19 protein-coding genes are annotated in these 21,203 nt (G+C 61.9%); 14 read left to right on the top strand and 5 right to left on the bottom strand.

Annotated features, from left to right (window positions below; all coding sequences use genetic code 11):
- Positions 1 to 3: 3 nt before the first annotated feature.
- Complete coding sequence (locus ACN5AZ_RS02315) at positions 4 to 1,314, bottom strand: HupE/UreJ family protein (protein WP_419427230.1); 1,311 nt, start codon at positions 1,312 to 1,314, stop codon at positions 4 to 6.
- A gap of 102 nt (positions 1,315 to 1,416) precedes the next feature.
- Positions 1,417 to 2,637 carry an acyl-CoA dehydrogenase gene (locus tag ACN5AZ_RS02310; protein ID WP_419427229.1) on the bottom strand — a complete coding sequence of 407 codons (1,221 nt, stop codon included), beginning with the start codon at positions 2,635 to 2,637 and terminating at the stop codon, positions 1,417 to 1,419.
- Between the two features lie 85 nt (positions 2,638 to 2,722).
- Between ACN5AZ_RS02310 and ACN5AZ_RS02305 the strand changes: the two genes are divergently transcribed.
- The 4 genes from ACN5AZ_RS02305 to ACN5AZ_RS02290 all read left to right on the top strand — a co-directional run bounded on the left by ACN5AZ_RS02305 (position 2,723) and on the right by ACN5AZ_RS02290 (position 6,345).
- A complete protein-coding gene (locus tag ACN5AZ_RS02305; protein ID WP_419427228.1) occupies positions 2,723 to 3,604 on the top strand; it encodes a LysR substrate-binding domain-containing protein in 882 nt (293 codons plus the stop codon).
- A gap of 40 nt (positions 3,605 to 3,644) precedes the next feature.
- The gene (locus ACN5AZ_RS02300) at positions 3,645 to 4,538 is read left to right on the top strand and encodes a PfkB family carbohydrate kinase (RefSeq protein WP_419427227.1); all 894 of its coding nucleotides are present in this window, start codon (positions 3,645 to 3,647) and stop codon (positions 4,536 to 4,538) included.
- Positions 4,535 to 5,443: a pseudouridine-5'-phosphate glycosidase gene (locus ACN5AZ_RS02295; RefSeq protein ID WP_419427226.1), complete on the top strand. Its 909-nt coding sequence runs from the start codon at positions 4,535 to 4,537 to the stop codon at positions 5,441 to 5,443. Before ACN5AZ_RS02300 ends, ACN5AZ_RS02295 begins: the two co-directional genes overlap by 4 nt.
- A 119-nt stretch (positions 5,444 to 5,562) precedes the next feature.
- Complete coding sequence (locus tag ACN5AZ_RS02290) at positions 5,563 to 6,345, top strand: DUF502 domain-containing protein (protein WP_419427225.1); 783 nt, start codon at positions 5,563 to 5,565, stop codon at positions 6,343 to 6,345.
- Between the two features lie 4 nt (positions 6,346 to 6,349).
- On the opposite strand, the gene ACN5AZ_RS02285 is transcribed toward ACN5AZ_RS02290, so the two are convergent.
- On the bottom strand, positions 6,350 to 7,384 hold the full coding sequence (locus ACN5AZ_RS02285; RefSeq protein ID WP_419427224.1) for a patatin-like phospholipase family protein: 1,035 nt from the start codon (positions 7,382 to 7,384) through the stop codon (positions 6,350 to 6,352).
- Positions 7,385 to 7,464: 80 nt separating this feature from the next.
- A complete protein-coding gene (locus ACN5AZ_RS02280; RefSeq protein ID WP_419427223.1) occupies positions 7,465 to 8,238 on the bottom strand; it encodes a 3-hydroxybutyrate dehydrogenase in 774 nt (257 codons plus the stop codon).
- Positions 8,239 to 8,747: 509 nt separating this feature from the next.
- Between ACN5AZ_RS02280 and ACN5AZ_RS02275 the strand changes: the two genes are divergently transcribed.
- The 5 genes from ACN5AZ_RS02275 to ACN5AZ_RS02255 all read left to right on the top strand — a co-directional run bounded on the left by ACN5AZ_RS02275 (position 8,748) and on the right by ACN5AZ_RS02255 (position 14,991).
- On the top strand, positions 8,748 to 10,565 hold the full coding sequence (locus ACN5AZ_RS02275) for an extracellular solute-binding protein (protein WP_419427222.1): 1,818 nt from the start codon (positions 8,748 to 8,750) through the stop codon (positions 10,563 to 10,565).
- A gap of 82 nt (positions 10,566 to 10,647) precedes the next feature.
- Positions 10,648 to 10,764 carry an entericidin EcnA/B family protein gene (locus ACN5AZ_RS02270; RefSeq protein ID WP_419427221.1) on the top strand — a complete coding sequence of 39 codons (117 nt, stop codon included), beginning with the start codon at positions 10,648 to 10,650 and terminating at the stop codon, positions 10,762 to 10,764.
- A gap of 97 nt (positions 10,765 to 10,861) precedes the next feature.
- Positions 10,862 to 11,536, top strand: coding sequence for a response regulator (locus ACN5AZ_RS02265; protein ID WP_419427220.1), 675 nt, complete (start codon positions 10,862 to 10,864; stop codon positions 11,534 to 11,536).
- 85 nt (positions 11,537 to 11,621) lie between these two features.
- Complete coding sequence (locus ACN5AZ_RS02260) at positions 11,622 to 12,773, top strand: FIST N-terminal domain-containing protein (protein ID WP_419427219.1); 1,152 nt, start codon at positions 11,622 to 11,624, stop codon at positions 12,771 to 12,773.
- 10 nt (positions 12,774 to 12,783) lie between these two features.
- The gene (locus ACN5AZ_RS02255; protein ID WP_419427218.1) at positions 12,784 to 14,991 is read left to right on the top strand and encodes a PAS-domain containing protein; all 2,208 of its coding nucleotides are present in this window, start codon (positions 12,784 to 12,786) and stop codon (positions 14,989 to 14,991) included.
- On the opposite strand, the gene ACN5AZ_RS02250 is transcribed toward ACN5AZ_RS02255, so the two are convergent.
- Complete coding sequence (locus ACN5AZ_RS02250; RefSeq protein ID WP_419427217.1) at positions 14,988 to 15,863, bottom strand: MurR/RpiR family transcriptional regulator; 876 nt, start codon at positions 15,861 to 15,863, stop codon at positions 14,988 to 14,990. The genes ACN5AZ_RS02255 and ACN5AZ_RS02250 overlap by 4 nt on opposite strands.
- Positions 15,864 to 16,010: 147 nt before the next feature.
- Between ACN5AZ_RS02250 and ACN5AZ_RS02245 the strand changes: the two genes are divergently transcribed.
- From ACN5AZ_RS02245 to ACN5AZ_RS02225, 5 genes are all read left to right on the top strand, one after another.
- On the top strand, positions 16,011 to 16,766 hold the full coding sequence (locus ACN5AZ_RS02245) for an N-formylglutamate amidohydrolase (protein WP_419427216.1): 756 nt from the start codon (positions 16,011 to 16,013) through the stop codon (positions 16,764 to 16,766).
- A complete protein-coding gene (locus ACN5AZ_RS02240) occupies positions 16,759 to 17,355 on the top strand; it encodes a TRAP transporter small permease subunit (protein ID WP_419427215.1) in 597 nt (198 codons plus the stop codon). Before ACN5AZ_RS02245 ends, ACN5AZ_RS02240 begins: the two co-directional genes overlap by 8 nt.
- On the top strand, positions 17,355 to 18,677 hold the full coding sequence (locus tag ACN5AZ_RS02235) for a TRAP transporter large permease (protein WP_419427214.1): 1,323 nt from the start codon (positions 17,355 to 17,357) through the stop codon (positions 18,675 to 18,677). Before ACN5AZ_RS02240 ends, ACN5AZ_RS02235 begins: the two co-directional genes overlap by 1 nt.
- Positions 18,678 to 18,726: 49 nt before the next feature.
- Positions 18,727 to 19,761 carry a TRAP transporter substrate-binding protein gene (locus ACN5AZ_RS02230; RefSeq protein ID WP_419427213.1) on the top strand — a complete coding sequence of 345 codons (1,035 nt, stop codon included), beginning with the start codon at positions 18,727 to 18,729 and terminating at the stop codon, positions 19,759 to 19,761.
- A 70-nt stretch (positions 19,762 to 19,831) separates the two neighbouring features.
- Complete coding sequence (locus tag ACN5AZ_RS02225) at positions 19,832 to 21,193, top strand: glutamine synthetase family protein (protein WP_419427212.1); 1,362 nt, start codon at positions 19,832 to 19,834, stop codon at positions 21,191 to 21,193.
- The last annotated feature ends 10 nt before the right edge of the window (positions 21,194 to 21,203 follow it).

The raw sequence follows: 21,203 nt of genomic DNA, 5'->3' as shown, positions 1-21,203 counted from the left end.
GTCTTACAGGAAGACGCGTTCGATGAACCAATAGGCCCCGACACAGGCAATCGCCGCAGAGGCCGGCATCGCGACAAAGCGGCGATAGGCGTGCAGGTGATCGACGAAATGCGCCGACAGCAGGCAGGCCAGTGCCAAAGCCGCCAAGGGCCACAGGAACACGGGCGCGCTGGCCCCCATTGTGTCCACAAACGCAGGCCCATTCAGCAGCCAGCCTGCGGCGACCAACACCAACGTCAACACGCCATAGACCACCTGCGCCGTGCGTTGGTCCGCCTTCATCCGGTCGACGCGCTGCGCCAGCACCACAATCAGGAAGGCAATCGCAATCACCGTCAGCTGGCCGAATTCGACGCCCAGGTTAAAGCCGATCAGCGCCGGGATGAACTGTCCCTGCGGCAGGCCGAATTCCTGCAGCACGCTGGCAAAGCCAAGGCCATGCAGCAGACCAAAGACAAAGATCACCAGCGGACGCCAGCGGTGCAGCCGGTCGGACAGGATGTTTTCCACTGCCACATAAACGATAGATGCGGCGATGATCGGTTCCACAATGGAGCCGGGGATATTGACCACACCCAGCGCCCCCATGGCCAGCGTCACCGTATGCGCCAGCGTGAAGGCGGTGACCTGCCACAACAGAGGCGTCAGACGCGTGGACAGGAAGAACAGGCCCAGCACAAACAGGATATGATCCAGACCCATGGGCAGGATGTGCTCAAAGCCTACGGGGATGTATTCCGCAAACGTGCCAAGCGCGCCTTTGGCCTGCGGCGCGGTCAGCGAGATCGGGTCGCTCGTCCCACCGGACAGATAAGCGGTATAGCCGTCTTCAACTCCGATCTGGCGCAGGATGACATTGCCGTATTCTGAAGGCCAGGTGACGGTCAGGCTGTCGGCCCCTTCCGGCAAGGCGCCGGACAAAAACAGCTGTGTCTCGCGCGGCAGGTCAAGGTTCTCGACCTCTTCGATGTTCATCGCATCCAGTTGCAGGGCGATGTCGCTACCGCCTGCGGTGAAGGCGATGGGCGCCAGAATGTTTTCGATCTCGTCGCGGATCTGCGCCCCAAGCAATTCGGGCGACAGTGCGCGTAGGCCATCGACGACTTCGGCCTTATCGGTGGCATTGGTGTCGTCGACCCCTTCAAGGTCGACACCGGCGAGGATCGGCTCTGCGGTCAGGCGCAGCACAACCGACAGGCTGTCGCCCTCGGCCTCAAGCTCGGCGATTGTCGGTCGGACCTCGTGGGCCTGTGCGGACAGGCCGCCGAATAGGCTGACGGCGCAAACCATCAGCATGAAACACAATTGGCGCATAACCATCCCTTTACGTTGTTTACGCTCAAGGTGCGCTATGCGCCGCAAGTGTCAAGCGACTAAGGACCGGCCAAGCCCCGCAAGACAGGCCGGTCAAGGCGATCAGGCAAAGGCCTGCAGCCCCGTCTGCGCGCGGCCAAGGATCAACGCATGCACATCATGGGTGCCCTCGTAGGTGTTCACCGTCTCGAGGTTGACCATATGGCGGATGACGCCGAATTCGGCAGAGATGCCATTGCCGCCGTGCATGTCACGCGACATCCGCGCAATGTCCAAAGCCTTGCCACAGTTGTTGCGCTTGAGGATGGAAATCATCTCCGGCGCACCCTTGGCGTCATCCATCAGACGGCCCACCTGCAAACAGCCCTGAAGCCCCAGCGCAATTTCCGTCTGCATGTCCGCCAGTTTCTTCTGGAACAGCTGCGTCTGCGCCAGCGGTCGGCCAAACTGCTTGCGGTCCAGACCGTATTGACGCGCAGCGTGCCAGCAGAACTCTGCCGCGCCCATCACACCCCATGCGATGCCGTAACGCGCGCGGTTCAGACAGCCGAACGGGCCTTTGAGCCCTTGCACATGCGGCAACAGCGCGTCCTCGCCCACTTCGACGCCGTCCAGCACGATTTCTCCGGTGACCGAGGCGCGCAACGAGATCTTGTTCTCGATCTTCGGCGCGCTCAGCCCCTTGGTGCCCTTGTCCAGAACAAAGCCACGGATCTTGCCATCATGGGCATCGGATTTCGCCCAGACCACAAAGACATCCGCGATGGGGCTGTTGGAAATCCACATCTTCGAGCCGGTCAGGCGATAGCCGCCGTCGATCTTTTGTGCGCGGGTTTTCATGCCGCCGGGGTCCGACCCCGCGTCAGGTTCGGTCAGGCCAAAGCAGCCGATCCATTCACCCGACGACAGTTTCGGCAGGTATTTCTTACGCTGTTCCTCTGACCCATAGGCGTAGATCGGATACATCACGAGGCTCGATTGCACGGACATCATGCTGCGGTAGCCGGAATCGATGCGTTCGATTTCCCGCGCCACCAGCCCGTAGGACACATAACCCGCGCCAAGGCCGCCGTATTCCTCGGGAACCGTAACGCCCAACAGGCCCATCTGACCCATCTCCGAGAAGATCTCGGGCGTGACTTCCTCATTCAGGAACGCCTTGGTCACGCGCGGGGCCAGCTTTTCGTCTGCAAAGGCGCGCGCGCCTTCGGCCAGCATGCGTTCCTCCTCGCTCAACTGGTCGTTCAGGTGGAACGGGTCTTCCCAGTTGAACTGGCCCAGCTCGGGGGCGTCTTTGGCTTTGAGCGTCGGTCTGTCGGTCATGGTGTCCTCCATCTTTGCGCTGCTTATAACTTGCGCTTTCCGCACATAAAAACGAAACTATTGCAGGAATCCATGAGGAATAGTCATGCATCGACCACTGCCGCCCCTGACAGCCCTGCGCGCGCTCGAGGCGCTGGACCGGCTGGGATCGGCCACCGAGGTGGCCGAGGAGATGAACCTGACGCAAAGCGCTGTGTCGCGGCAGCTCAAGACGTTGGAGGCGCAACTGGATGCGCCTCTGTTTTTGCGCGACCGCCGTGCCCTGCGCCTGACCCCGCAAGCCGAAGGGTTCGCCGCCGTGGTGCGCGAGGCGCTCGACAAGTTGACCGAAGGTGCGCTTGCCCTGCGGCTGGACCCATCCGCTGGCGCGCTGCGTCTGGCCATCCTGCCCAGTTTCGGAATGCACTGGCTGGTGCCGCGTCTTCCAGAGTTTGCCCGCCGCCATCCCGATGTGACCATCAATATGACCACGCGGCTGAAGCCGTTTAACTTCGCCAGTGAACCCTTTGATGCGGCGATACATTTCGGCACGCGCGCTTGGGCGGGCACACAATCCCTGCCGCTGATGGACGAGGCGGTGCAGCCGCTGGCCAGCCACGATCTGATCCCCACACCCGTTTCGCCGCAGGACCTGACAGCCCTGCCGCTGCTGCACATCCAAAGCCGCCCGCGTGCCTGGCAGCACTGGTTTGAAACCCAAAGCGTGACTCCGCCGCGAAGCCCCGGCACCAGCTTTGACCAATTCCCCACCATCGCCCAAGCTGCAGCCCACGGTCTTGGCGTAGCGCTGTTGCCGGATTTTCTGTCCCAAGCGGACCGCGACGCCGGGCGATTGGTGCCCGCCACCCCCTGCCCGCCGGTCTGTCTGGGGCAATACGCGCTGGTCTGGCCCAATGACCGGCCCGTGCCTACGGCGTTGCAATTGTTCAAAGACTGGCTTGCAGAAGTGGTCGATGCCACGGCTTGAGGACTTGCCCCCGCGACGGGCTCCGGCCTATAGGGTCCGCATGACCCATCAGCCTGACATCCTTTGTATCGGCTCCGTCCTGTGGGACGTGATCGGGCGCGCGACATTGCACATGCAGCGCGGATCCGACGTGCCGGGCCGCATCACCCGCTTGCCCGGTGGTGTGGCGTTGAACATCGCCATGACCCTTGCGCGCTTTGGTCTGCGGCCTGCCCTGCTGTCCTCGGTCGGGCGCGATGCCCAAGGGGATGAGCTGGTCGCCGAATGCCGTGCGCTGGGGTTGGACACCGATTACCTGTACCGCTCCGAAGACCTGCCAACCGACCGCTACATGGCCGTCGAAGGTGCCAACGGGCTGATCGCCGCCATCGCCGACGCCCATTCGCTGGAAGCGGCCGGCTCCAAGATCCTGCGCCCGCTGACCGATGGGCCGCTCGGGACCGCCGATGCGCCTTATGACGGGGCCATTGCGCTGGACGGCAACCTGACCGAGACGCTGCTGTCCGAGATCGCCGAACACCCCGCGTTTGCCCGTGCCGATCTGCGCATCGCGCCTGCCAGCCCCGGCAAGGCCCTGCGTCTTGCGCCGTTTTTGCGCGCCGCGCGTGGCACGTTGTACGTCAACCTCGAAGAGGCCGGTCTGCTGTGCCAGTGCACCTTTGACGACGCGCCCCAAGCCGCGCAGGCCCTGCTGGACCGTGGCGCGGCCCGTGCCATCGTCACCAACGGTGGCCAGCCCTGTGCGGATGCCGGGCCGGACGGTTTGATCGACGCCTGCCCGCCGCAGGTTCTGGTGACACGGATCACCGGCGCGGGCGACACTTTCATGGCGGCGCATATCGCCGCCGAACGCGCGGGGGCCACCCGAGAGGACGCCCTGTCCCGCGCTCTCACGGCCGCCGCGGCCTACGTCTCCGGAGACATGCCTGTATGATCACCCTATCCCCCGAAGTGCAAAACGCCATGGACGCAAACCAGCCCGTCGTCGCGCTGGAATCGACCATTATCACGCACGGGATGCCCTATCCGCAGAACCTTGAAACCGCGCGGCTGGTGGAACAAGAGGTCCGCGACCACGGCGCCGTGCCCGCCACCATTGCGATTCTTGACGGGCAGATCCAGGTCGGACTGACGGATGCGCAGCTGGAACAGCTGGCTCAAGCGAAAGGCGTGGCCAAACTGTCGCGCGCCGATCTGGCCGCCTGTCTGGCCACCGGCGGCACCGGCGCGACCACGGTGGCGGCCACCATGATCTGCGCACAGCGCGCAGGCGTTGCGGTCTTTGCCACCGGCGGGATCGGCGGCGTGCATCAGGGTGCCGAGGAAAGCTTTGACATCTCCGCCGACCTTCAGGAGCTGGCCCAAACCGCTGTGACCGTGGTCGCCGCCGGGGCCAAGGCCATTCTGGACCTGCCCAAAACCTGGGAAGTGCTCGAAACCCTTGGCGTGCCGGTCATCGCCTACGGACAGGATCAACTGCCCGCCTTCTGGTCGCGCGCCTCGGGGATCAAAGCGCCCTTGCGCATGGATGACGCCGCCACCATCGCGCGTGGCCATCACCTGCGCGGCGCCTTGGGCCTGCCCGGTGGCCAGCTGATCGCCAACCCGATTCCGGTGGATGCCGAAATTCCCGCAGCCACGCTTGCGCCGATCATCGCGCAGGCCACCGCAGATGCGGCCAAACACGGGATCTCCGGCAAGGGCGTCACCCCCTACCTGCTGCAGCGTATCTTCGAGCTGACAGAGGGCCGCTCGCTTGACGCCAATATCGCGCTGGTTCTCAACAATGCGCGTCTGGCCGCAGGGATCGCCGCAGAACTGCGCAAGCTGGCCCAATAATTCATCATTCGGGCGCGCGGCCCATTGTGAAGCCGCGCGTCCCTCCCTAGTTTATCTGCAACATTGACCGCCCCGCGCCGACCCTTCGGGACCCTGCGCCGGCCCGCACCGGATAGACGATGAACGCCCCCTTCGAGCCTGAGCCCAAGAAACGCGGCCACCTGCTGACCAACCTGCGCAACTCTTTCCTGACGGGCATCGTGGTGATTGCCCCGGTCGGTCTGACGGTATGGTTGATCTGGACGGTGGTGGGCTGGGTCGACAGCTTTGTCTGGCCCTTCGTGCCGGACATGTACCAGCCCAACGCCCTGCTCAACCGGCTGCTGATCGACCAATCCACCGGAGAGGCGCATCTGCCCTGGCTCTATGACCTGCTGGCCAGCGCGGACACCGGACGGATCGAAATCAACGTACGCGGCCTTGGCGTGCTGGTGTTCTTGCTGTTCACCATCTTCGTGGGCTGGATCGCCAAGGGTATCATTGGCCGGTCCATGATCACCTTTGCCGAACGCATGGTAGACCGGACGCCTGTTGTCCGCTCCATCTACTCCGGGATCAAACAGCTGGCTGAGACAGTTTTCGCCCAGTCCGAGCGGTCTTTTGAAAAGGCCTGCCTGATCGAATATCCGCGTAAAGGCATCTGGGCGATCGGCTTTATCTCCACCGATGCAAAGGGCGAGATCCTCGCCCGCGCCCCGAATATGAGCGGGCTGACCTCGGTCTTTGTGCCCACAACGCCCAACCCCACATCGGGCTTTTTGCTGTTCTTTCCCAAAGAAGACGTGATCGAACTGGACATGACGATCGAGGACGCCGCCAAACTGGTGATCTCCGCCGGGCTGGTCTACCCCAATAGTCAGGACGCCAAGGCCGCTGTGGAAAGCCTCGCCCGGGCGTCCTGAAGCATCAGTCGAACATGGATCGCAGATCGGCGGTCTGGCGCACCCCGATCGAATCCTTATGCTCCGCAAGAAACGCGCCGGCAGCACGGCGGCCCGCGTCCTTCATCTGGACCAACAGCGATGGCACCGCCACCACCTTGGTGGCCACAGACAGCGCATTCATCAAGGCATCATCGCCGATCATATGCACGCGCATGTCTTTCATCTGTCCGGGCTGCAATGTTCCATTCGCCAAAAGTCGCTGCACAAAATTGATCGCGCGCAATTCCCGCATCAATGACGCGTTAAAGCTGATCTCGTTGATCCGGTTCTGGATTTCCGGCGGCGTCACCGGCACCTTCTCGCGCAGGATCGGGTTGATGTTCACGACCACCACGTCTTCCGGCAGGCTTGATTTAAAGAACGGCCACAATGCCGGGTTCCCGGTATAGCCACCATCCCAGAATGCCTCGACCACGCCCGTTTCGGGATCTTCCAGCTCAACCGCCTGATACAGCGTCGGCAAACAGGCCGATGCCATGATCGCCTGCGTGTTGATCCGGTCCCCGGTAAACACCCGGATCTTGCCGGTCCGCACAAGCGTCGCGCAGACAAAGAACTCCGGTCCCTTCGACGCACAAACCTTGTCGAAATCCAAGGCGTCAACGATGGCCTCCAACGGGTTCTTGTACAGCGCTCCCCAGGCATAGGGCGATACCATCCGGCTCACCGCATCGGTCCACATATAGGCCCAGGAATATTCGATCCCCTTGGACACAAACCCCGGATCGGGGAAAAACGCCTGCGCCCATTCCGGCACCGCCGCCATATCGAGCGTGCTGACCTTGCCCCAAACCTGATCCAGGGCCGCGCGCGCCCCCTCGCGCCCGCCCTTCACCAACCCGGCCTTCAGCGCAGCCCCGTTCAACGCCCCCGCCGAGGTGCCGGAGATCGCCGCAATCTCGATATCCTCGTCTTCCAGAATGCGGTCCAACACCCCCCAGGTGAATGCGCCATGCGCCCCGCCGCCCTGAAGCGCAAGGTTGATCGATTTAGCCATGCCAGTCTCTTTTCCTTGGACAAATACCTCGGGGTGAGGCCCGTCAGGGCCGAGGGGCAGCGCCCCTCACCCCCGTCAGATCACAGTGCGGTCCAGCCGCCGTCGACGGAAATCGTGGTGCCGGTGATCTGCGCTGCCGCGTCCGAGCACAGGAACACAGCCGTCCCGCCGATCTGTTCTGTCGTGGCGAATTCCTTGGAGGGTTGCCGCTCCAGCAGGACTTTTTCCACCGCTTCCTCTTCGCTCATGCCGTATTTCTTGGCCGTGTCGGGGATCTGCTTTTCCACCAACGGCGTCAGGACATAGCCCGGGCAGATCGCATTCGCAGTGATCGGCTCTTTTGCGGTCTCGAGTGCGACCACCTTGGTCATGCCCACAACCCCGTGTTTTGCCGCCACATAAGCGGATTTGAAGGGCGAGGCGGTCAACCCGTGGGCGGAGGCCACATTGATCACCCGCCCCCATCCTGCCTTGCGCATCAAAGGCAGGGCCGCCGCGGTGGTGTGAAAGGCCGAGGACATGTTGATCGCGATGATCGCGTCCCATTTGCCTTCAGGGAATTCGTCGATTGGGGCCACATGCTGGATGCCCGCATTGTTGACGAGGATATCACAGACCCCCGCCTTTTCGATCAACGCGCGGCACTGGTCGGCCTTGGACATATCCGCCTGAATGTAGCGGCAGTTCACCCCGTGGGTGTCTGCGATGTCCTTGGCGATGGCGTGGTCTTCGTCGGTGTCGGTAAAGGAATTGATCACGATGTCCGCGCCAGCCTTGGCCAGCTCATGCGCGACGCCCAACCCGATGCCGGAGTTCGATCCGGTGATGACGGCGGTTTTGCCCTTCAGTGTCATGCTGTAACTCCCGTTTTCTGCTTTGCAGCAATCTTTAACGCAGCGCGCCCAAAAAGGAAGCCGCCTGCGCTTAGCACAGTTGCGTGAGATCGGATGCCGCAGCCTTCTTTGACGATACAAAAACAGGCTGCCGCAAGGTCAACGGCAGTCCCCCGCCAATGAGGCAAAAATGTGTCTTGCACTCGGACGCCCAAAAATTCATTAGGGGGATCACTGCCAGATTTATCCACAGCCAGAACCGGCACTTAGCGGCCTCGCCTCATATGCGGGGCTGTTGCGAATCTTGGCACTCTTAGATGCCGCGCGCCCTGACAATTGGCCAAAAAAAACCCCAGCCGAAGCTGGGGTTAAGTCATTGAGGCAGGTTTCATACAGGCAAGAAACCTATCGAGCAGTGAGTTCTGTATAAGCATTTCACTGCAGGAGTCCAAGCTAAAAGTTTGAAAAGGCGTAAAAGCACCGATAGGTTAAAGCCAAGAAAACAAGGGCAGACGGGGATTGTTGCCAAAATGAACGTGAATATTTTCTCAAAAGCAGGCCGCGCAGGCATCAGTTTGATCGCGATTCTGGCAGCGGGAATCACCCATGCCGAACCGCAGCATGGAATCGCCATGTATGGTGAGCCGGAGTTGCCGGCGGATTTCACCGCCCTGCCCTATGCCAACGCCGATGCGCCCACGGGCGGCAAAATCGTTCTGGGCGAGGTGGGCAGCTTCGACAGTCTCAACCCGCATGTGGTCAAGGGCACGGCCCCCTGGCAGCTGCGCTTTCTGGCCTATGAAAGCCTGATGGGCCGCAGCTACGATGAACCCTTCACGCTCTATGGCCTGCTCGCCGAAAGCATCGAGGTGGGCGAGAACCGCGAATGGGCGGAATTCACCCTCCGTCCGGAGGCCAAATTCTCTGACGGCAGCCCTGTCACGGTCGAAGACGTCATGTGGAGCTACGAGGTCTTGGGCACCGAAGGCCATGGGCGCTATCGCGGGCTGTGGACGCAGATCGAAAGCATGGAGCAGACCGGCGAACGCTCCATCCGCTTCACCTTTAACGAAGACAACCGCGAGCTGGCCCTTGTCGTGGGCATGCGCCCGATCCTGAAGAAAGCCCAGTGGGAGGGCGTCGATTTCGCCGCAGCCACGCTGGACGTGGTGCCGATCACATCCGCGCCTTATGTGATCTCGGATTTCGAGCCGGGCCGCTTTGTCGAACTCAGCCGCAATCCCGATTACTGGGGGGCAGATGTGCCGTTCCGCCGGGGCACCAATGTGCTCGACACCATCCGCATGGAATTCTTCGCCGACAGCACCGCCCATTTCGAGGCCTTCAAAGGTGGGTTGCTGAATTCGATCCGCGAAACCAACGTCGAGAAATGGCGCACGCAGTATGACTTCCCGCGCGCCACATCCGGCGAGGTGGTGAAATCCGAGATCGGGCATGAGCGGCCCACGGGCCTCTATGGCTTTGTGATGAACACACGTCGCCCGGAGTTCGCGGATTGGCGCGTCCGCGAGGCGCTGATGCTGGCGTTCAATTTCGAATACATCAACGATGTGCAGACCGGCGGCAGCCAGCCGCGCATCTCGTCGTATTTCTCGAATTCTGTTCTAGGCAAACTGGACGGCCCCGCCGAGGGGCGTGTTCTGGAACTGTTGGAGCCCTTCCGCGACGAGCTGTTGCCGGGCACGATCGAGGGCTACAGCCTGCCGGTGTCCGATGGCACACCACGCAACCGCAAGAACCTTGCCGCTGCGATAGATCTTCTGGCAGAGGCCGGTTGGACCGTTCAGGACGGGGTCCTGAAAAACAACGCGGGAGAGCCATTCGATTTCGACATCCTGATCCGACAGGGCCAAAGCGACAACGCGGCGATTGCCGACATCTATGTCACCGCGCTGCAGCGTCTGGGGATCACAGCAACCGTGCAAGAAATCGACAGCGCCCAATATGAGGACCGCACCAACAGCTACGATTTCGATATGACCTATTTCGAGCGTGGCGCATCGCTGAGTCCGGGCAACGAACAGCGGCTTTACTGGGGTGCCGATGGGGTAGAAACCCCCGGCACGCGCAACCTGATGGGCATGGACAGCCCCGCCGCCGATGCCATGATCGACACCATGCTGGCCGCCGAAAGCCGCGAGGATTTTGTCGCCGCCGCCCGCGCGCTGGACCGTATCCTGACGGCTGGTCGCTATGTTATCCCGATCATGTATCGCTATGATGTCAGCCGCATCGCCCATGTCAAAGAGCTGAAATTCGCCGATGACCTGCCGGTTTATGGCGATTGGCTGGGTTTCCAGCCCGATGTCTGGTGGTGGGAAGACTAATTGACCTATATTCGGGATCGGGGCCTGCGACAGGCCCTGATCCATCAACCGGGCGCAAGACCCGAAACTTATGGCAGAGCATATGAAAAACCTGATTTTGATCCTGACCGCCGCTGCGGCGCTGGCTGCATGTGGCACCGTCGAAGGCTTCGGCAATGATGTGTCCTCCGGCGCGCGCACTGTTCAAGGCTGGCTGTAAGCGCGCCGCGCGTGGCATATAGGACCAAAGCGTTACAGCCCTGTGCCACGCGCTCGGTTAAGGTGATCCCGAAGCAACCCAAAGGTGTGCCACCCCGATGACCCCTGCCCCAGCGACAGACATCACCCTGCCCGCGCGGGCCTTGGTCGTTGATGACCACCCGCTGTTTTGCGACGCCCTGACGCTGACGCTGCAATCGATCAGCGATTTCGACGCGATCCACACGGCAGGCAGCCTGCAAGAGGCGCTGGACCAGTTGGACGCGGACAGCGAGATCGGGTTGATCGTGCTGGATCTGAACCTGCCGGATGTGAACGGTCTGGACGGGCTTGTCCGCCTGCGGGTCAAGGCGCCGCGCGCGCTGGTTCTGGTGGCGTCATCCATGGCGGAAAATGCCATGATTGCCCATGCGCTCAAGGCCGGGGCCAACGGCTTTGTGCCCAAACATGCGCAGAGCGGTGTGTTCCGGCGCGCGGTCGAAACCGTGGCCTCGGGGCAGTCCTTTGTGCCCGATGGCTATATCGCGCCGGTGTCGGACCAGCAGGGCGATTGCGAAGACGCGCTGACCCGTCTGGCCACGTTGACCAACCAGCAGGCGCGCATTCTGCAGCTTGTTTGCGAGGGCAAGTTGAACAAGCAGATCGCCTTTGATCTGTCGATTGCCGAAACCACGGTCAAGGCGCATGTGACCGCCATAATGCGCAAGCTCGGTGTGCACAGCCGGACCCAAGCGGTGCTGGTCGCCCAAGAAGCGCGATTCGCCTCCGGTTGAATTCTCGCCACAAGGCTTGCCAAATCCGACGTGCTCTTTCATCCTGATCCGCACTTGAACAACCGGCGGACCACAGGGGAGCAGATTGGACGGGCGCTACGATCAATACAGCGGTGCAACCTTGCGGACGGCTCAGGTGGCCAGTACCGATCCCGATGCGATGGCTCGTATTGGCCAAGCGCTGGGGGATGATCTGGCGCTGGTCTGCCTGTTCGCCGCCCCCGATGCGGATTTTACCAAGCTGACCCGTGATGCCGCCATCTGGTTCCCCTCCAGCGATGTGCTGGCCTGCACCACCGCCGGTGAGCTGGGCGCGCAAGGGTATGAGACCGGCCAGATCGTCGCGGTCGGCTTTCCGTCGATGCTGTTCGAAGCCGCCACCTTGGTCATTGAAGGGCTTGATCAGCTCAATGAACCGGCGCTGATCGACCGCCTGATCGCGCAGCGTATGGACCTGACCCGCCGCGCCCCTGCGATGACCTCCGAATTTGCCTTTACGCTGATCGACGGGCTGTCGCAGCGCGAGGAATACCTGACGGCGGTGTTGTCCTCTGCCTTGGGGCCGGTGCCGCTGTTTGGCGGGTCTTCGGGCGACGGGCAGGATTTCGGCCGCACGCTGTTGTCGCGCAATGGCGAGGTGTTCCAGAATGCCGCCTTGGTCGCCACCCTGCGCAGCCATTGCCCGGTCGAGGTCTTCAGCCTTGACCATCTCGAACCGATCGACACGCGGATGGTTGTCACCAAGGCCGATCCCGCCACGCGCACTGTGCTGGAAATCAACGCCGCACCGGCGGCGCAGGAATATGCCCGTCTGTTGGGGCTGAACCCCGTCGATCTGGACCCCTACACCTTTGCCGCACATCCGGTCGCTGTGCGTCTGGGGCAAAGCCACCACGTCCGCGCCATCCAGCATGTCGAGGCAGGTGGCGCGCTGCGCTTCTTCTCGGCCATTGACGAGGGGATGGTGCTGTCGCTGACCCGTCCGCAGGATATTGTCGAGCATCTTGATCGTAGTTTGACACATTTGGCCCGCAACGCCGCGCCGGATTATATTCTGGGGTTCGACTGCTTGCTGCGGCGCATGGATGCGGGGCGCGGCCAGCAGGAGCGCGCGGTCTCGGCGGTGTTGCGCGCACATAACGTGGTGGGGTTTTCCACCTACGGCGAACAGATCGGCGGACTGCATGTGAACCAGACCCTGACAGGTGTGGCGATCTTTCCGCCCGTCGGGCCATGAGGCGCCGCTGATGTCCCTTGTTGATCCCGCCGACAGCCTTGAGCGGCAGAACCACAAGCTGCTGCAGATTGCGCAGGCGCTGATGCGCCGCGTCGAACTGGGGCCAGAGCAGACCGGCGCGGCCTATGCCCAGTTTGAACGCAACGCCCTGCTGGAACAGCGGGTGCGGGAACGCACGTTAGAGCTGGAACGCACACTGAACCTGTTGCACGACAGCAATGCGCAGCTTTCGGTCGCCAATGCCCAGATCGAAACCGCGCGCGGCAACCTTGCCGGCGCGATCGAGGCGGTCTCCGAAGGGTTCGCGCTGTTTGATGCGGACGATTATCTGGTGATGGCGAATGCGCGGTTTTGCCAGCAATTCGTGGATGTGCGCAAAGCCTTGCTGCCCGGCCTGCCCTTTACCGAATATGTGCAGATGATCAGCCAATCGGGCCACTTGATGCTGCCCAAAGGCGACCGTCCGCAGGATTGGGCCGCGCGGCGCATCCGGCGGCATCTGGACCATCACGTGATGTTCAAGGTGCAGGTGCGTCCCGACCGTTGGCTGCAAGTGTCCGAGCATCGCACCCGCGGCGGCGGCACTGTTATTCTGCAAACAGATGTCACCGACCTGATCCGAATCGAACGCGCCGAACGCGAACGGCTGCGGGACCGGCAGACGGCGATGGTGCGCGCGACGCTGGACCACCTGAACCAAGGCGTCGGCATTTTCGACAGCAGCGGCCAGCTTTTGGGTTGGAACGAAAAGCTGGCCGATCTGATGGCCGTGGATGCGCGACGGTTGCGTCTGGGCGCGTCTTTTACCGGGCTGATGCAGTTTCTTGCCCCCGAGGTCACATTCGCCAATGGCACCGACCGGGCGGGCTTTTTGAACTGGGCCACCACCCACAACCGCGAGCCGGTCTCCTTCGAGATCCGGCGCGGCCCCCACATGATCCTGCAGGTCTTTGGCCAAGGCATCCCGGACGAAGGCTTTGTGGTGTCCGTCACCGATGTCACCGCCGAACGGGACGCCGCGCGCCGCCTGTCAGAGCTGAACGAGGCCTTGGAGCAGCGCGTGGTGGAACGCACGTTGGAGCTTGAGGATGCGCTATCGGCGGCGGAGCGGGCCAATGCCTCCAAGTCGCGATTTGTGGCGGCGGCCTCGCATGATCTGTTGCAACCGCTGTCTGCGGCCAAGCTGTATTTGTCGTCCCTCTCCGATCAGCCCCGCGATCCCGGCGAGCGTGCTGTTCTGGAAAAGGCGGAATCGGCGCTTACCTCGGCGGCGCAGATGATCGATGCCTTGCTGGATATCTCGCGGCTCGATGGCGAGGGGCTGCATTTTGACATCCGGCCTGTGCGGCTGGACGATGTGTTGCAGCCCTTGGCCGCTGAAATGAGCGTGATGGCCGAACGCAAGGGGCTGGATCTGCGGCTGGTGTCCTCGGACCATGTGGTCGAAAGCGATCCCGCCTACTTGCGACGGATCGTCCAGAACCTTCTGGCCAACGCCATCCGCTATACCGAGCACGGCAAGGTGCTGGTCGGCGTGCGACATACAGGCAACAGCCTGCGCGTCGAGGTCCACGATACAGGTCCGGGCATCGCCGAAGAGGACCAGAACGCCATTTTCGAGGAATTCCGCAGGCTCGACACCCGTGCATCGCGCAATGAGGGCTTGGGACTGGGGCTGGCCATCGTGGAACGCGCCTGTGCGCGGTTGGGCCATCCCCTTGGGGTGCAATCCACGCCGGGTCGCGGGTCGTGTTTCATGGTCACCCTGCCTTTGGCCGATCAGCCCAGCCAATCTGAGCCACGCCGCATCACAGCACCGGTGCAGATCAGCCAAAGCGGCCTGATCGTTTTGCTGGTGGAAAACGATGCCAACCTGCGGCGCGCGCTGACCATCATGCTTGAAAGCTGGGATGTGCATGTGCTCGAGGCCTGCAATGCGGCTGAGGCCCATGCGTTATTGATGGATCTGCAACTGGTACCTGACGCGCTGCTGGCGGATTATAAACTGGGTGACGGCAGCGACGGGCTTGCGCTGATGGCGGAGCTGACCGGCGACAGCGCGATCCCGTTGCCTGCGGCCATTATCACCGCTGACCGCTCTCATGACCTGCAACGCCGCTGTAAGCAGGCGGGCGCCACCCTGCTTGCGAAACCACTGGACCGGCACAAGCTGGCGCAGTTCCTGCAAGAGGCCGCGCGCCAGATGCCGCGCCCTTAGGGCGTGGTCTTGCGAAACAGGCGGGTTTGTTCAAACAGGTGATCAAGCCGTTCGTAGCGGTCTTTTGTGGTGGGCCATGCCTCTTCCTGCGCGGCAGCAATCAAAGCCTCCAGAAGCATCAGGGTCGACACGTTCGAATCCCAGGCTGACGGGATCTCCACCCAGCAATTGAAGCTGTGGCTCGCGATTTCGGCCACGGGGCTGGACCATTGATCGGTGATGACGATGACCTCCACCCCGCGCTCCCGCGCCAGTTCCGCCAGCCGCAAAAGGTTCGATTCATAGCGCCGGATGTCAAACATCAGCAGCGTGTCACCGGCCACCATATCCAGCAGGTAATGCGGCCATGTGGCCGAGGACGAGGTAACCTGCACCACCTTGGGCCGCACCGCCTGCAGGTGGGTAAAGGCATAATCGGCAAGCGCATGGGTGATCCGCCCGCCCACAACGTAAAGCGTCCGCTCCGTGTCGGCCAACAGATGCGCGGCAGCGTCGAACACCTCGCTTGGAATGTTTTCAAAGGTGGTCTGGATGTTCTGGGTCACAGCCTTGGCGAAGCGATTCAGCAGATGCGATTCAGGGGCTTCGCTGGCCCAGTTCGCGCGTCGTTCCGTGGGGCCGCTGACCTTGGCCTGCAGCTCTTTCAGCAGGGCCTGATGGAACTGCGGAAAGCCTTTGAAGCCCAGTTTCTGCACCATGCGCGCGATTGTGGGCGTCGACACCCCCGCCTGCGCCGCGACGATCGTGATCGAGGCCAGCCCAGCCGCAGGATAGTTTTCCAACAGCGCATTGGCGAATTTCCGTTCCGACTGGGTCAGATCGTTATAGCTGGTCCGGATCAATTCACGCACCGTGGCGGCGGGTTGGCTCACATCACACTCCTTACGACTGCGCCCCGAATGATCGAAGCTTTGGCAGTTTACTCTGACGGTCCGGAAACTTCGAACCGCTTGCGTGAAGAAATATTGACACAACGCTGACTGATGTGGAGAGTTTTTTACACAAGCGGGGAGTGTGAGATGTCGAAAAGACACCACGATGACAAAAACGAGGCGGTCGCGCTGTTCAATGCGGCAGCGCGGGGCGGTGTTTTGCTGCTGTGTGAACATGCCTCGCACCATATTCCACAGCGCTATGGCGATCTGGGGCTGCGTCCTGAATGGCGCGACAGCCACGCCGCTTGGGACCCCGGCGCGCGCCCCTTGGCGGAACGTCTGGCGGTGCTGCTCGATTCGCCCATGGTTGCAGGCGGCGTGTCGCGGCTGGTCTATGACCTGAACCGCCCGCCCGAATCGCCCTCTGCCATGCCCGCCAAATCCGAAGTGGTCGAGGTGCCCGGCAACGCGTCCTTGACCGCTGGAGATCGCCAAGAACGCGTCGACAGCATCTACGCCCCGTTTTGCGACACAGTATCCGCCATGCTGGATCAACGCCCCCGCGCCATTGTGACGGTTCACAGCTTTACGCCGGTCTTCAACGGAGCGCCGCGCGATACGGAAATCGGCATTCTGCACGACACGGATGCGCGGCTGGCGGATGTCATGCTGGAGCACGCGCCCGCCACACGGATCACCCGCCGCAATGATCCCTACGGCCCGCAGGACGGGGTGACCCATTCGCTCCAGCTGCACGGGATCGCGCGCGGCCTGCCCAATGTGATGATCGAGGTGCGCAATGACTTGCTGAGCACGGACCATGACATCGACACCATCGCGGCCGATCTGATGGCCATGCTGCGCCCTGCTTTGAACGCGGTCGAGGTATCCGATGCCTAAGCTGATCTGCGCCTTTGTTCACGGGGTCGATGCGATGAACCGCTTTATCGGGCGGATCGCGATGTACCTGATCTTTGTCCTTGTGGGCGTTCTGCTGTGGTCGTCGATCTCGAAAACCGTGTTCCTGCCCTCGCTGTGGACGCTGGAGACCGCGCAATTCGTCATGGTCGGCTATTATATTCTGGGCGGCCCTTATTCGATCCAGTTGGGATCGAACGTGCGGATGGATCTGTTCTATGGCGGCTGGTCGCCCAAGACCAAGGCCTGGGTCGATGCCTTTACCGTGCTGTTTTTGATGTTCTACCTCGGGGTGCTTTTGTACGGCGCTCTGGGATCGCTGGCCTATGCGATGGGGTATTTCGGCGTGCAACCGCTGGAGTATTTCGCCGAATTCTTCGGGGCGCTGATGACCGGCGGCTTTGAGGCCGCGGGCGCAAAGCTGGGCTATCTCGAACGATCCTCCACCGCGTGGCGACCCTTTCTTTGGCCGGTCAAACTGTTGCTCGCCTTCGGGATCCTTTTGATGCTGCTGCAAACCCTTGCCGAATTTTTCCGCGACCTTGGCCGCATTCGCGGGGTGGAGATCTGATGTCCTACGAAATGATCGCCATTTTGATGTTCTCCGGCATGATGCTGATGCTGCTGACAGGTCAGCGGGTGTTCGGCGCCATAGGCTTTGTGGGCGCTGCGGCGGGGATGCTGTTGTGGGGCACCGGCGGTGTGGATGTGCCGTTCTCTGCAGCGATGAAGCTGATGAAATGGTATCCGCTGCTGACGCTGCCGATGTTCATTTTCATGGGCTACGTGCTGTCGGAATCCAAGATTGCCGACGATCTGTACAAGATGTTCCACGTCTGGATGGGGCCTGTGCGCGGCGGGCTGGCCATCGGCACCATCGGGTTGATGGTTCTGGTCTCCGCCATGAACGGTCTGTCCGTCGCGGGCATGGCCATTGGCGCGACCATCGCGCTGCCCGAACTGCTCAAACGCGGCTATAACAAGATCATGGTGACCGGCGTGATCCAAGCGGGGTCCAGTCTTGGCATTCTGGTGCCGCCCTCTGTGGTGCTGGTGCTGTATGCGATGATCGCGCGCCAACCTGTGGGCCAGCTTTGGCTGGCGGGCGCTGTGCCCGGTCTGATGATGGCCGCGATGTTCATCATCTATATCTACGTGCGCTGCCGCATGAACCCCGAACTGGGGCCACCCCTGCCCGAGGCGGACCGCGACGTGACCCGCGCGGAAAAGCTGCGTCTGCTGCGTGCGGGCCTGCTGCCGCTGGGGATCTTCTTTGTGATGATGTTCCCCTTTGTCAAAGGCTGGACCTCGCTGGTCGAAAGCTCTGCCATCGGGGCCATGGCCGCCTTTGTCGCGGCCATCGTCAAGGGGCGCATGACCCGCGAGGTGTTCGAGAACTCGGTACGCAACACGCTGGCGATTTCGTGCATGTTCATGTGGATCATCCTTGCGGCGCTGGGCTTTGGCGCGATCTTTGACGGGCTTGGTGCGGTGCGGGCGATTGAATCGCTGTTCACCGAACAACTGGGGTTGAGCCCGTGGATGATCCTGATCCTGATGCAGCTGTCATTCCTGATCATGGGCACCTTCCTTGATGACACCGCGATGCTGGTGATCGTCGCACCGCTTTATGTGCCGCTCGTTGGTGCGCTGGGCTTTGATCTGATCTGGTACGGGGTGCTTTATACGATCACCACGCAGATCGCCTATATGACGCCGCCCTTTGGCTACAACCTGTTCCTGATGCGCGCCATGGCCCCGCCAGAGATCGGGCTGATGGACATCTACCGCTCTATTATTCCCTTTGCGCTGGTGATGGTGCTGGCGCTGGCTTTGGTGATGATCTTTCCGCAGATCGCGCTGTGGCTGCCGCAACAGGTGTACGGACAATAATCCCGCAAGAGCCCCGACAGGGGGCCGCATTTCAACAAGGAGAGAAGACATGACCACCAGAAGAAAGTTCTTAAAAACCGCCGGTGTCGGCGTGGCCGCGGCCCCGCTGGCGGCCCCTGCCCTTGCGCAATCCACCATCAAGTGGCGCATGCAGACCTACGCCGGTGCGGCACTGGCCGAACATGTGGTGAAACCCGCCATCGACCGGTTCAACGCCATCGCAGGCGACCGCATGCAGATCGAACTGTTCTATGCCGACCAGCTTGTGCCCACGGGCGAGCTGTTCCGCGCCATGCAGCGCGGCACCATCGACTGCGTCCAGTCCGACGACGATTCCATGGCCTCGCCCACCGAAGTCACCGTGTTTGGCGGCTACTTCCCCTTTGCCTCGCGCTACAGCCTTGATGTGCCGGTGCTGTTCAACCAGTACGGGCTGAATGAAATCTGGGCCGAGGAATACGCCAAGGTCGGTGTCAAACACATCAGCGCAGGATCGTGGGACCCGTGCCACTTTGCCACCAAGGACCCGATCAATTCGCTCGAAGACCTCAAAGGCAAGCGCGTCTTCACCTTCCCGACGGCGGGCCGCTTCCTGTCGCAATTCGGCGTGGTGCCGGTCACCCTGCCGTGGGAAGACATCGAAGTCGCGGTCCAGACCGGCGAGCTTGACGGCATCGCGTGGTCCGGCATCACCGAGGATTACACCGTCGGCTGGGCGGATGTGACCAACTACTTCCTGACCAACAACATCTCGGGCGCGTGGATCGGGCATTTCTTTGCCAACATGGGCCGCTATGAAGAACTGCCCGAGGATCTCAAACTGCTGCTTGCCACTTGCATGGAACAATCGCACTACTACCGCCAGTGGTGGTATTGGGGCGGCGAGGCATCCCTGCGCGTCGGTGGCGACAAGATGCAGCTGACCTCGATCCCCGATGCCGAATGGGAGCAGGTGGAACAGGCGGCGATGACCTTCTGGGACGAAATCGCAGCCGAGTCCGAGACCAAGGCAAAGGTCGTCGAGATCTTCAAGAAGTACAACGCCGACATGGCCAAGGCGGGTCGCCCCTACCGCTACGGTTGATGCATTCCGGTCTGGCGCGGCAAGGGTCGCGCCAGCCCCCCCACGATACAATAATTCAAAGGACCGCCCCATGCCCGGCACCCTGACATTCGATGACCTCAAGGCCCGCGTCACCTCTGGCGAGGTCGACACCGTTCTGGCCTGCATCGTGGACATGCAAGGCCGCCTGATGGGCAAACGCTTTCACGCGGCCCATTTTGTGGACAGCGCATGGGAAGAAACCCATTGCTGCAACTACCTGCTGGCCACCGATCTGGTCATGTCCACCCCCGAAGGCTATGCCTCCACCTCTTGGGAGAAGGGGTATGGCGACTATGTGATGAAGCCGGACCTGTCGACGCTGCGCCCGATGCCGTGGCTCGAGGACACCGTCATGGTCCTGTGTGACGTGATCGACCACCACACCCATCAGGACATCCCCCATTCGCCGCGCGCCATGCTGAAAAAGATGGTGGCCAAGGCCGCTGACATGGGCTTCACCCCCATGATGGCAACCGAGCTGGAGTTCTTCTTGTTCGAGAAGAGCTTTGACGAGATCCGCAAAAGCGGCTTTCGCGATCTGGCGACCTTTTCGGGCTATAACGAGGATTACAACATCCTGCTGACCTCGCGCGAGGAACATGTGATGCGCCCCGTGCGCAACCATCTGTACACCGCAGGTCTGCCTATTGAATGCACCAAGGGCGAGGCCGAAACCGGTCAGGAAGAGCTTAACATCAAATACGCCCCCGCGCTGGACACCGCCGAATACCACACCATCGCCAAACATGCGGTCAAGGAAATCGCCCACCAGCAGGGCCACGCCGCCAGCTTTCTGCCCAAGTGGAGCCATGACAAGGTCGGCTCCAGCAGCCATGTGCACCAATCGCTTTGGGCCGATGGTACGCCTGCGTTCTATGACGCGGACGATACGCTGGGCATGTCGGGGCTGATGAAATCCTATGTGGCGGGTCTGTTGAAATACGCCCCCGATTTCATGATTTTCCTCGCCCCCTACATCAACAGCTACAAGCGCTTTCAGGTGGGCACCTTTGCCCCCACGCGCATCATTTGGTCCATCGACAACCGCACCGCAGGCTTCCGCCTGTGTGGCGACGGGTCCAAGGCGGTGCGCATCGAATGTCGGGTTGGCGGATCGGATCTGAACCCCTATCTGGCGATGGCGGGCATGTTGGCTGCAGGGCTCAAAGGCATCGAAGAAGGGCTGGAGCTGCAGCCCGCCTTCTCGGGCGATGCCTACGCAGGGGATGCGCCGGAACTGCCCACCTCCCTGCCCGCCGCCCGCGCGGCGCTGTTGGGATCGCAGCTGATGCGCGACACCTTTGGCGAGGATGTGGTCACCCACTATGCCCGCGCCGCCGAAGTGGAAATCGAGGACTTCAACCGCGTTGTGACCGACTACGAGATCGCGCGCGGATTTGAGCTGGCATAAGGACTGCGCG

This window comes from Sagittula sp. SSi028 (genome assembly GCF_048553715.1).
Classification (GTDB): domain Bacteria; phylum Pseudomonadota; class Alphaproteobacteria; order Rhodobacterales; family Rhodobacteraceae; genus Sagittula.
Note: the sequence above shows the minus strand (reverse complement) of the source record. Positions and strands in the feature narration are given on the sequence as shown.

Excerpts from the sequence above, each read along its gene's own strand:
- ACN5AZ_RS02295 (WP_419427226.1), top strand. The coding sequence starts at position 4,535 with ATGATCACCCTATCCCCCGAAGTGCAAAACGCCATGGACGCAAACCAG.
- ACN5AZ_RS02305 (WP_419427228.1), top strand. The coding sequence starts at position 2,723 with ATGCATCGACCACTGCCGCCCCTGACAGCCCTGCGCGCGCTCGAGGCG.
- ACN5AZ_RS02310 (WP_419427229.1), bottom strand. The coding sequence starts at position 2,637 with ATGACCGACAGACCGACGCTCAAAGCCAAAGACGCCCCCGAGCTGGGC.
- ACN5AZ_RS02275 (WP_419427222.1), top strand. The coding sequence starts at position 8,748 with ATGAACGTGAATATTTTCTCAAAAGCAGGCCGCGCAGGCATCAGTTTG.
- ACN5AZ_RS02300 (WP_419427227.1), top strand. The coding sequence starts at position 3,645 with ATGACCCATCAGCCTGACATCCTTTGTATCGGCTCCGTCCTGTGGGAC.
- ACN5AZ_RS02270 (WP_419427221.1), top strand. The coding sequence starts at position 10,648 with ATGAAAAACCTGATTTTGATCCTGACCGCCGCTGCGGCGCTGGCTGCA.
- ACN5AZ_RS02240 (WP_419427215.1), top strand. The coding sequence starts at position 16,759 with ATGCCTAAGCTGATCTGCGCCTTTGTTCACGGGGTCGATGCGATGAAC.
- ACN5AZ_RS02245 (WP_419427216.1), top strand. The coding sequence starts at position 16,011 with ATGTCGAAAAGACACCACGATGACAAAAACGAGGCGGTCGCGCTGTTC.
- ACN5AZ_RS02235 (WP_419427214.1), top strand. The coding sequence starts at position 17,355 with ATGTCCTACGAAATGATCGCCATTTTGATGTTCTCCGGCATGATGCTG.
- ACN5AZ_RS02285 (WP_419427224.1), bottom strand. The coding sequence starts at position 7,384 with ATGGCTAAATCGATCAACCTTGCGCTTCAGGGCGGCGGGGCGCATGGC.
- ACN5AZ_RS02225 (WP_419427212.1), top strand. The coding sequence starts at position 19,832 with ATGCCCGGCACCCTGACATTCGATGACCTCAAGGCCCGCGTCACCTCT.
- ACN5AZ_RS02290 (WP_419427225.1), top strand. The coding sequence starts at position 5,563 with ATGAACGCCCCCTTCGAGCCTGAGCCCAAGAAACGCGGCCACCTGCTG.
- ACN5AZ_RS02280 (WP_419427223.1), bottom strand. The coding sequence starts at position 8,238 with ATGACACTGAAGGGCAAAACCGCCGTCATCACCGGATCGAACTCCGGC.
- ACN5AZ_RS02255 (WP_419427218.1), top strand. The coding sequence starts at position 12,784 with ATGTCCCTTGTTGATCCCGCCGACAGCCTTGAGCGGCAGAACCACAAG.
- ACN5AZ_RS02315 (WP_419427230.1), bottom strand. The coding sequence starts at position 1,314 with ATGCGCCAATTGTGTTTCATGCTGATGGTTTGCGCCGTCAGCCTATTC.
- ACN5AZ_RS02265 (WP_419427220.1), top strand. The coding sequence starts at position 10,862 with ATGACCCCTGCCCCAGCGACAGACATCACCCTGCCCGCGCGGGCCTTG.
- ACN5AZ_RS02230 (WP_419427213.1), top strand. The coding sequence starts at position 18,727 with ATGACCACCAGAAGAAAGTTCTTAAAAACCGCCGGTGTCGGCGTGGCC.